Origin of the sequence: Sulfitobacter sp. 1A12779, from assembly GCF_043557315.1 — a bacterium.
Classification (GTDB): domain Bacteria; phylum Pseudomonadota; class Alphaproteobacteria; order Rhodobacterales; family Rhodobacteraceae; genus Sulfitobacter; species Sulfitobacter faviae.
In genome coordinates, this window is sequence record NZ_JBIFFU010000023.1 from 26053 (window position 1) to 35844 (window position 9792).

The 9792-nt window shown below is 57.9% G+C and carries 8 protein-coding genes and 3 pseudogenes; 7 read left to right on the forward strand and 4 right to left on the reverse strand.

Translation table 11 applies throughout. The annotated features are described in order from the left end of the window. Window positions 1-31: 31 nt before the first annotated feature. Both ACGYLQ_RS17675 and ACGYLQ_RS17680 read left to right on the forward strand, forming a co-directional pair. The gene (locus ACGYLQ_RS17675; protein ID WP_043847221.1) at window positions 32-2377 is read left to right on the forward strand and encodes a heavy metal translocating P-type ATPase; all 2346 of its coding nucleotides are present in this window, start codon (window positions 32-34) and stop codon (window positions 2375-2377) included. Between the two features lie 85 nt (window positions 2378-2462). Further along, on the forward strand, window positions 2463-3326 hold the full coding sequence (locus tag ACGYLQ_RS17680) for a cation diffusion facilitator family transporter (protein ID WP_227512169.1): 864 nt from the start codon (window positions 2463-2465) through the stop codon (window positions 3324-3326). A gap of 117 nt (window positions 3327-3443) precedes the next feature. On the opposite strand, the gene ACGYLQ_RS17685 is transcribed toward ACGYLQ_RS17680, so the two are convergent. Next, window positions 3444-4085, reverse strand: a complete 642-nt coding sequence (locus tag ACGYLQ_RS17685) for a Crp/Fnr family transcriptional regulator (protein WP_108895363.1) — start codon at window positions 4083-4085, stop codon at window positions 3444-3446. A 137-nt stretch (window positions 4086-4222) separates the two neighbouring features. Here ACGYLQ_RS17685 and ACGYLQ_RS17690 point away from each other — a divergent pair, with 137 nt between their 5' ends. Beyond that, window positions 4223-4606 carry a hypothetical protein gene (locus tag ACGYLQ_RS17690; RefSeq protein ID WP_009824461.1) on the forward strand — a complete coding sequence of 128 codons (384 nt, stop codon included), beginning with the start codon at window positions 4223-4225 and terminating at the stop codon, window positions 4604-4606. Between the two features lie 69 nt (window positions 4607-4675). Here the strand turns inward: ACGYLQ_RS17690 and lgt are convergent, their stop codons facing one another. Next, on the reverse strand, window positions 4676-5605 hold the full coding sequence (lgt, locus tag ACGYLQ_RS17695; RefSeq protein ID WP_050672452.1) for a prolipoprotein diacylglyceryl transferase: 930 nt from the start codon (window positions 5603-5605) through the stop codon (window positions 4676-4678). 357 nt (window positions 5606-5962) lie between these two features. Between lgt and ACGYLQ_RS17700 the strand changes: the two genes are divergently transcribed. The 4 genes and pseudogenes from ACGYLQ_RS17700 (at window position 5963) to ACGYLQ_RS17715 (ending at window position 8452) form a co-directional block, all read left to right on the forward strand. Continuing rightward, window positions 5963-6730, forward strand: coding sequence for a DUF3047 domain-containing protein (locus tag ACGYLQ_RS17700; protein WP_231886351.1), 768 nt, complete (start codon window positions 5963-5965; stop codon window positions 6728-6730). A gap of 255 nt (window positions 6731-6985) precedes the next feature. Continuing rightward, window positions 6986-7111 (forward strand): annotated as a pseudogene (locus ACGYLQ_RS17705) (multicopper oxidase domain-containing protein); the annotation flags it as partial. Between the two features lie 52 nt (window positions 7112-7163). Beyond that, window positions 7164-7277, forward strand: coding sequence for a multicopper oxidase domain-containing protein (locus ACGYLQ_RS17710; RefSeq protein ID WP_233152357.1), 114 nt, complete (start codon window positions 7164-7166; stop codon window positions 7275-7277). Window positions 7278-7303: 26 nt separating this feature from the next. Then, a complete protein-coding gene (locus ACGYLQ_RS17715; protein WP_346348277.1) occupies window positions 7304-8452 on the forward strand; it encodes a multicopper oxidase domain-containing protein in 1149 nt (382 codons plus the stop codon). Window positions 8453-8603: 151 nt separating this feature from the next. Here the strand turns inward: ACGYLQ_RS17715 and ACGYLQ_RS17720 are convergent. Further along, window positions 8604-9560: pseudogene (locus tag ACGYLQ_RS17720) on the reverse strand (cation diffusion facilitator family transporter). Continuing rightward, window positions 9550-9792 (reverse strand): annotated as a pseudogene (locus ACGYLQ_RS17725) (transglutaminase); the annotation flags it as partial. The pseudogenes ACGYLQ_RS17725 and ACGYLQ_RS17720, both read right to left, overlap by 11 nt.

The window sequence follows — 9792 nt, forward strand, 5'->3', positions numbered from 1 at the left end:
GTTCAATTGTCTTGAAAACGGGAATTAGAAGATGGCCACGGACCAAGAACATCATCACGACATGACGCGCACCTCGACCGCATCAGACCCAGATACAGCGACCGACCCGGTGTGCGGCATGACCGTCGAGATAGACGAAGACACGCGCAGTGCCGAGTATGATGGAGAGGTCTTTCATTTCTGCTCGGAAAACTGCGAAACCAAGTTTGGCAAAGACCCATTTTACTATGCGTCGGGAAACGCCCAAAAGACACCAGCACATGGCGAGGCCGGTACGCAATGGACCTGCCCGATGCATCCGCAAATCCTGAAGGATGAGCCCGGGTCCTGTCCGATCTGCGGCATGGCGCTTGAACCGATGCTTCCATCGGACGAGCCGTCAGAAGAGTTGTCCGATTTCACAACACGCATGTGGATCAGCGCGGCAGCCGCCGTTCCGCTGGTTATCCTGACGATGGGTGAACTGGTCGGCCTACCTGTGCGGGAATGGATCGGACATCAGACGGCTGTCTACATCGAATTCGTCCTCGCAACCCCGATCATTCTCTGGGCGGCTCTTCCCTTCTTCAAAAGGGGGTGGGAATCGATCAGGAATATATCGCCGAACATGTGGACCCTGATCGCGCTTGGCGTCGGGGCTGCCTATATCTATTCGCTTGCCGCAACATTCCTGCCCGGCATTTTCCCCGAAGCGTATCGAAACGGCCAAAGCGTCGGGACATATTACGAAGCTGCGGTTGTGATCGTTGCGCTGATCTTTGTCGGTCAGGTGCTCGAGTTGCGCGCCCGCGAACGGACGGGTGATGCCATCCGTGCATTGCTCGATCTCGCACCAAAAACGGCGCGGCGGATCCTGCCGGACGGGACGGAATATGACGCACCTCTCGAACACATTGTTGAGGGTGACAGGTTGCGGGTACGCCCCGGCGACAGCATACCCGTCGATGCCGAGGTCCTCGAAGGGCATTCATCTATCGACGAAAGTATGATCACCGGAGAGCCGTTGCCGGTCGAGAAAACACAAGGCGACCGGGTCACAGGCGGCACGATCAACAAGAACGGCACATTGGCGATCCGGGCCACACAGGTCGGTGCGGACACGGTCCTGTCCCAGATCGTGGACATGGTGGCAGGTGCAAAGCGGTCGCGCGCGCCGATTCAGGGTCTGGCGGACCGGGTATCGTCCGTCTTTGTTCCGACGGTTGTCGTCATTGCGATCATATCCTTCGTTGTCTGGCTGTTCTTAGGGCCCGATCCCGCGCTCGCCTTCGCTGTTACTGCAGCCGTATCCGTTCTTATCATTGCTTGCCCCTGTGCCTTGGGCCTTGCGACGCCCATTTCGATCACAACGGCGGCGGGCCGCGGGGCACAGGCTGGCGTTCTGATCAAAGACGCCGAAGCACTGGAACGCATGGCGCGTGTCGATACCGTCATCGTTGACAAGACCGGAACACTCACCGAAGGGCGCCCCAAGCTGACAGACGTGGTGCCCACGGGGGACAAGGCTGAAAATGACCTGCTGACAATGGCTGCGGCCCTCGAACGGGGCTCCGAACATCCGCTGGCCGAAGCAATAGTCGAGGGTGCGCTGGCACGGGGGCTGACGCTTCCGAACGCAACGGAATTCGAAGCCGTGACTGGCAAGGGCGTGAAAGGCATGGTCGATGGCCAGGTCGTGGCACTTGGGAATCCCGCCATGATGGCAGAGATCAACGTTGACGCTTCGATTGCGGAATTTGCTGCGGACGACCTTCGTGAATCTGGAAAGACAGCAATGCTTGTGGCGATAGATGGCACTTTTGCCGGCATTGTCGCTGTTGCCGATCCCATCAAGGAGTCCACGGCAGACGCCATCGATGACCTTCATCGCCTCGGTCTCAGGGTCATAATGGCAACCGGTGACAATCAGAAAACCGCCGAAGCCGTCGCCGCAAAGCTGGGTATTGATGAAGTCCACGCAGGCGTCTTGCCCGAAGACAAGAAGGCATTGGTGGACTCCCTCAGACAAGAAGGGGCCCGGATCGCCATGGCAGGAGACGGCGTGAACGATGCCCCTGCCCTGGCGGCGGCTGATGTGGGCATTGCGATGGGCACCGGTGCCGACGTTGCCGTGGAAAGCGCAGGCATCACCCTTCTGGGTGGTGATCTTGTCGGCATCGTGCGTGCGCGCCGATTGGCAAAGGCAACGGTGCGAAACATCAAGCAGAACCTGTTTTTTGCCTTCGCCTACAATACCGCAGGTGTGCCCATCGCGGCTGGTATTCTCTACCCGTTTTTCGGCCTTCTTCTGTCGCCGATGATCGCCGCCGCCGCGATGAGCCTGTCTTCGGTCTCCGTCATTAGCAATGCACTGCGGCTGCGACGGGTACGGCTTTAGTCGCAAACTAAGGAGATAGATGATGGCAGGCGGACATCAGGGGCATATGCCGTCCGGCGGCAAGGGGCTGGCGATATCAGCCTAGTTGACCGGCATCTATTTTGTGATTGAACTGGCGATTGGCCTATGGACAGGGTCAATCGCGGTCATCTCCGACGCGTTCCATACCTTTTCGGCCGTGGGCGGTGTGCTGGTCGCCATTGTCGCGGCGCGTATGGCATTGCGTCCGGCGGATGAAGAGCGGAGCTTTGGCTGGGCGCGCGCCGAAATCATCGGCGCCCTTGTGAATGGCGGCTTCTTGCTGGCCATGGCGGTTGTTGTCATCGCGATGGCTGCCATGCGCATGTCTGCGCCAATTGATCTTCCAACGGGTCCGATGCTGATTGCGGCTGCCGGGGGGCTCTTTACGGAGTTCATTTCGCTTGCGCTGATCTGGAAGCAAAGCAAGGAAGATCTGAACACGAAGGGAGCGTTCTGGCATATCATCCAGACCTTTGTTGGCAGTCTGTTGATCATCGTGACCGCCCTCGCAATCGAATTCACCGGGTTTCTGCTGATCGACCCGCTGCTTGGCATGGCGTTCGGGTTTGTCCTGCTATGGGCGAGCTGGGGATTGCTGAAAGAAGCGGCGCATCTTTTGATGGAAGGCACGCCTCCCGAAGTGAGTCTGCCTGAAATCAAACGTACCCTTGAAGAACTGCACGAGGTTTCCGATGTTCACCATATTCATGCCTGGGCGCTGACAAGTGGCAAGCATGTCTTCTCCGCGCATCTGCGTGTCACAGATCAAGAAGAGGTCCTGCAAACCGCCTACGACATGCTGCGTAAGGACTTCGGGTTCTTTTTCGCAACCCTGCAGATCGAAACACGGTGCTTCGACGAAAGCGGCGCTGAGGCAATCGACCTTTCAGCGGCGAGCAGTAAGACAGGGCATAACGGCGATCTTTGAAAACAGGTCATCGTCGCGGGCAGCAATTCTCATTGTTATCGGGCAAGCGAAATACCCGCCAAGCTTTGCTACCGCACCTTTTGTTATCTCGAACCGGGCATGGTCCGGCTGATCCATTCAGGGGCGCAAATGATACGTTCCCCGGGTCGGATTTGCGATCCGGCCATCATTCACAAGCTTTCGCAAGGCCCGATAGGTGGCCTCGTGCGAAAGGTGCAGCGCGCTGGCAAAATCGACAACGGAGCTTTCAAGCAGGCCCGCCACCATACCGGCATAGACCCGTTCTTCTGCGCGGCGGATGCCTACGATCTCAAGCGCCTGACGTTGCGCTTGTATCTGCTGTGCCGCTTGCCGCGCATAGGCGCGTGCAAAATCCGGATCTGCAAAGGCAGACAAGACCGCCGCTTTGTCGATCTGTACAAACGCCCCAGCCTCCGCCACGACCGCATCGCAGTGGTATCTATCCGAAAACACCGATGCTTCGGCAAGGCTCATCCCGGGCTCGGCACGGTAGATGATAAATCGTTCGCCATCCGGGCCGACACGCTCAAGATGAACGCGCCCGCACTTAACAACATAAAGGCCGCAGGTCCGCGCGCCCTGACGAAAGACCGTATCCCCTGCGGCCCTCGTCAGCGGACGCAAGGCGGAGGGCGGTATGAGATTATAGGGTTCAGGCATCATATGATCCAAATCATATTTCAGGGTCCGATCAGGTACTAGGCTGAATCCGAATACACTCAGGAAAGGCTGGTCCATGCGACTGATACCCGTTCTCTTCGCTGTCTTGCTTGCGACACCCGTTACGCCGCAACAAATGCATTCATCCATGGGTCACGCGTCCGACGCCCCAGGAAACCGGCCAGTCCGCCTTCGCCGCATTGGCCGAAATAGTTGTGCTGCTCCAGGCCGATCCCGAAACCGATTGGGGCGCCGTCAATATCGACAAACTGAGGGACCATCTGGTCGATATGGACCTTTTGACACGAAAGGCAGAGGTCACCCGCATTCTGCGGCCCGACGGGGCACGGTTCGAAGTGCGTGGCAGCCCGCGTGTCCTGTCGGCCATCAACACAATGGTTCCCGCCCATGCACCGTTCCTTGCCGGTGAAACAGGCTGGAGTGTTGCGTCAGAAGAAATGGAGGATGGTGTCGCACTGATCGTGGGTGGCGATGGTGAACAAATACAGGGCCTTGGTTTCTTTGGTCTGATGACAATCGGTGTACATCATCAAGAGCACCATCTGATGATTGCGAAAGGACGCAAGCCGCATCATTGAGCACGCGCCCAAGGCTCATATGCGGACCCAGGCCGCAATGGTCACTTCGCCAACACTACGCTCGGATATTCACAAAGAATCTGATGTCGACACCAGATCCGCAGAATTAACCGTCACACGCCTGCGGGACCATACGATCAGGGCCGCGCCAAGGATAATCATCGGCAACGACAGCAGTTGGCCCATTGTCAGCCCATAGCCCGCCCAATGAACCGCATGTCCAATCGGGTTGTCCTGCGTGACGAACTGCATATCAGGCTGCCGGAAGAACTCGACAAGGAACCTTGCGCTTCCGTATCCCGCCAGGAACAGGCCAGTAAGGCTTCCGGGAAAGCGCAGCCAACCGCGTTTCCAGGCCAGAAAGATCAGGACCGAGCCAAGCAGGATACCCTCCAGAAGAGCCTCATAAAGCTGGGACGGATGGCGGCCACACAGGCCCACGACGCCCGCACAGGACTGGGCCGCCTCGCCGGGGAATGCCACCGCCCAGGGCACATCGGTCGGACGGCCCCAAAGCTCGTTATTGGTGAAGTTGGCCAGCCGACCGAGGAAAAGACCCGGTGGTGTTGCAACAGCGAGCAGATCCGCCGTTGATAGAACGGGTGCGCCGTTGCGATAGCAAAAAAGCAAGGTGGCCACGACCACGCCGAAAAAGCCGCCATGAAATGACATACCACCCTGCCAGACCATGAAGATTTCGACGGGGTTCTGAAAATAGTACTGAGGTTGATAGAAAAGCACGAACCCCAGCCTGCCCCCCACGATCACGCCCAGAATGATCCATGTCAGCAGGTCTTCCAGTTGCTTGGGTTGCAGCGGCGGCGCCCCGGCCCCCCAGACTGACGAAGAGCGGACCAATGCGACACAGATGCGCCAGCCGATAAGGAGGCCAACAATATAGGCCAGCGCATACCAACGCAGGGCAAAGCGGAACGATCCGATATCAACGGCAAAAATCTCTGTTCCGATGTCAGGAAATTGGATAATCGAAGTCAGCATTCTTTGTTACCTTTGCCTGTTTCACACAAGGCCACATTTTGTTTCCCGCAACGGACGTTGGCGCGTTCAACCCTGTTGTCCCCAGCCCAAAGCGCTGTGGTGAATATGCCATCCTTGCGTGCGGGAGTCGGTTCCGTTGAACCAGAGATGACGCACATCGGCACCCGCGTCCATGTGTTCAGGCGCTTGTATCCCATGAGTTTTGTACTTGTTTGTAACGGTTGGAAGCTCCGCCGCCTACTGGATCCGTCCGTCGCGGGAAATCAGCCGATCAAGGTCGCGCTCCATGATCTGAATTCGCTCCCGCGTCCTGCAACGACCATTGCGCAACCACATCTATGATCACGGATATGTTCATTGAAGTTGCGCGCGCCCGGCACAATTCAACGGATCATGACGGCACATAATGGTGATAACCGGGATCAAAGCAGGACCAGCGGCATCGCAAAAGGAGTTCAGATGTTTATACGGTCCCTCGCAGCGACACTTTTCATCGCTTTTGTTGCATTAGCTGCAAACGCCCCGCCCCTCTATGCGCAAGGAAAGACAATTCCATTCGATGGAAGCTGGAAAGAACAGGGCCTCTTGCGGCTCTTTTCGAACGAGTACGGCCTGCAAGGTCGGCGGCTGGACGTGATTTCCGATGGCACGGTTTCGGTTCTCTGGCGTCCGGTCAGCGCAGCCCTTGGCACCGCAAAGGCAGCAATGTGGGAATGGTCCGTCACGCAGGGTGTTAAGGGAACCGACCTCACACGGCGCGGCGGCGATGATCGCAATCTTGCTTTGTACTTCATATTCGTCGATCCGCAGACCGCAAGCACGCTTGGCCGAACAACGGCGCGCAAATTGCTGCGTGATCCCAATACGCGGGCGCTGGTTTATGTCTGGGGTGGCAATCATGCGAAAGGCGCATTGCTGAACAGCCCCTACTCGACGGGTCTCAAATCGAAAATTCTGCAAACGGCACAAACCGGCAACTTCACCGAGAATGTGAACCTGGATCGCGATTTCGTGCGTGCGTTCGGGGACATGCCAAAGGTTCTGGTCGGTCTTGCGGTGACAGCCGACAGCGATGATACCGACGGAAAGATCCTTGCGGCCATTCAGGACCTGCAGATACGTTAGGTGCTCTCCGGTATTCCGCCAAACCTGGGCGCCGATCTGCAATGTATCAATATATCTCGCCGGGACGCCCTTCCGCAACGGTGGGGGATGTGGGTTGCAGGCCCCAGAAACGGAATACACGGAAACCCATGCTTAAGCGTCTTCAGATGATGGTTGCGCTTGGCGCAGCCACGCTCCCCCTGCCCCTGAGTGCGGCTTCGGTGCCTGTCACCCTGACGCCCGGCCTTCACCCGGATCGGGTCGCGGGACATTGCAATGCTTGGATTCAATGGCACCTGTCCCGGCCCCGAAATCAGACAGCGCCAGAACGATATTCTGCGGGCGCGGGTGGAAAACGGGCTGGAGGACGGGACCCTCGTACACTGGCATGGCATTCGGTTGCCCAACGCGATGGACGGCGTAAACGTGCTGACACAGGATGTCATCATCCCGAATGAGGGTTACGAGTACCGGTTTCCGGTTTCCGGTTCCCGATGCCGGAACCTACTGGTATCACTCCCACTACCTTTCCTACGAACAGGTCGCCCGCGGACTGTTCGGCCCCTGATCGTCGAAGAACCTGCCCCGCCAGACGTGGATCAGGACATCACGGCCATCCTCTTCGACATTCGGCTTGATGACACCGGCCAGTTCGACATGGAATTCGACCGCGCTGATTTCATAACAGCAGGTAGGCTGGGGAACTTGATGACCACCTTCCTGTCGTCTGAGCAGGCGCGGCTGGGGGATCACATCCGGTTGCGTCTGATCAATCCGACACCGGATCGCATTTTCGAGATACGTATCGACGGGCTGACGGGCTTTTGTGTGGCCTATGACGGGATGCCGCTGCCCGAGCTGGTTTCGCTGGGCAATCTAAAACTCGCACCGGCGCAGCGCATCGACATCATCGCAGATGTGACGGGTGATGTGATCCTAAGAGAAACCGTGCCTTCGGGTGGCGAGGAACTGGGGGGCATTATGTTGAACGGTCAGCGACAAATCCGGTCTGCGCCGATAGCTCCCCTCCCCGCGAACCTCGTGCCCGCGCCCGGAGAGATCACGCAAACGGCAGATCTCTTCATGCAAGGCGGTGCCGGGGACGGCGCGCACGGCGGGTTCGGGGGCTGGGCCTTCAACGACGTGAGCGGTCTGCCGAACAAACCGCTGATTTCGGCAAGACGTGATGAAGCAGTGCAGGTGCGGATGGTGAACGACACTGCTTTTCCGCACGGTATCCACCTGCATGGCCACCATTTCTGGGAAACCGATCAGAATGGTGCGCGAACCCACCTTCGCGACACGACCCTCGTAGCGCCGGGCGAGACGATGACGATTCAGACAGGCAGTTTGGGAGGGAATGGATCAAGCGACGGATTCGTGCCGAGTGAGATCAGAGGTTCGGCACCCCGGACGGCAGTACCAAAAGGCCTCGTGAGCCGCGCTGACGGCATCTTGGCAAGGAGGCCAGAAGTACCGCTGGAGGCGCAAGGAACAGGACACCCACCTTCACAGGCAGTGCCCTCAGCAAATCCGGTGGGATCGCACCCGCCGCAACGGCCATCCGCGCTTTCGGTGGGTTCCATCTGCGCCATAGCCGTGATTGACATACTGGCCGACGACATATCCGGCGCAGTCACTGCACCGAAGGTCAGCATGAGAATCAAAACAAGGCGAAAAACGCAGGTCATACAGTTACTGCTACAACCTTCCAGCAAGGGGAGGTCAAGTGACATTCTGTAACTTGGACGTGATACCCCTGTAGTGTATCCGCCTCAGACCTTCCCTACTGCCCTTCGCAGCCAGTTGCTCATGCAAAGGTTCATCAGTCCACTTGACGTTGGTCGACGTCAACTTGCCGTCGCAAATGAGGAAATGATATCCTCATGCTCGGTCAGCTTTTTTCGTGAGTATGAGTTTCCTCCCCATCTCTCGAATTACCGTGACCATAGAGATCGGCGTTCTGATGAGCGCGATCCTCGTGCTCGAATTCGAGGCTGGAATGGCTGATGCCGAATTCTCCCTTCAGCCGCTTCTTGATCGCGCTCTTGATCTCTTCAATCTTCGACCACCCCTCGGCTGCCACGACGACATGGCAGTCGAGCGCAGCCTCGTGCTCTTGCATTTGCCAGAGATGGACGTGGTGGACGTCGGCGACGCCTTCGACTTTCCGCATCGCTTCGACGACGGCCTCGTTGTCGATGTCCGGCGGGCTCCCGAGCATCAGGGTTCGGATTGGGCCGCCTATTTCAGTGAAAGACAGATACAGGATGTAGATGGCGATGCCGATGGTGATGGCAGGATCGACCCAACGCATGTCGTAAAGGATGATCAGCGACCCAGCGACGATAACCGCGACCGAAGCAAGCGCGTCCGACAGGTTATGCAGGAAAAGCGCGCGGATGTTCACGCTGCCCTTCTGCATCGAATAGGTCAGCATTGCGGTCAGCGTGTCGACCACAAGCGCAATTCCACCGAGAATGACGACGGTCCAACCCATGACTTCGGGTGGATCAATCATGCGCATGCCACCTTCGTAGATCAGTTAGAAGCCGATCAAAATCAGGGTGGTGTAGTTAACCAGGGCTGCGACGATTTCGACCCGACCATAGCCGAAGGTCATGCGCTCATCGGCTGGGCGGCGCGCGATCTTGCGTGCGGCGAAGGCAATGACAAGCGAAGCCATATCGGAAAAGTTGTGCAGCGCATCGGCGATCAGTGCCAGGCTGCCCGACAATATGCCCCCGACGATTTGCGCAACGGTAAGAAGCCCGTTCGCCCAGATCGCGATGGCAACCCGCCGATCGCCAGAATCCGGATCGATATGCGCGTGCCCGTGGTCATGTAGCATTGGCAGGCTCCTCATGCGCGTGTGTCGCGCGTCGGTCAGTCTTGAGGCGGTCGCTGCGGAAACCACGAACGCGCGCATTCATCCAGTGGCGTATGATATGACGGTAAAGGGCACCACGCAGCCATCCAAAGGATTGCTCATGGGAAAAATAGAAGGCGTCCGGCGTATCAAACACGCCGAAATCCTGCACGATGCCGGTTTTCTGAATGTAGGTATCTTCTCCGTTCCAGGC

Coding starts and splice junctions, on each gene's coding strand:
- ACGYLQ_RS17675 (WP_043847221.1), top strand. CDS start 32: ATGGCCACGGACCAAGAACATCATCACGACATGACGCGCACCTCGACC.
- lgt (WP_050672452.1), bottom strand. CDS start 5,605: ATGCTGACTTCGATTATCCAATTTCCTGACATCGGAACAGAGATTTTT.
- ACGYLQ_RS17710 (WP_233152357.1), top strand. CDS start 7,164: ATGAGGGTTACGAGTACCGGTTTCCGGTTTCCGGTTCCCGATGCCGGA.
- ACGYLQ_RS17685 (WP_108895363.1), bottom strand. CDS start 4,085: ATGGACCAGCCTTTCCTGAGTGTATTCGGATTCAGCCTAGTACCTGAT.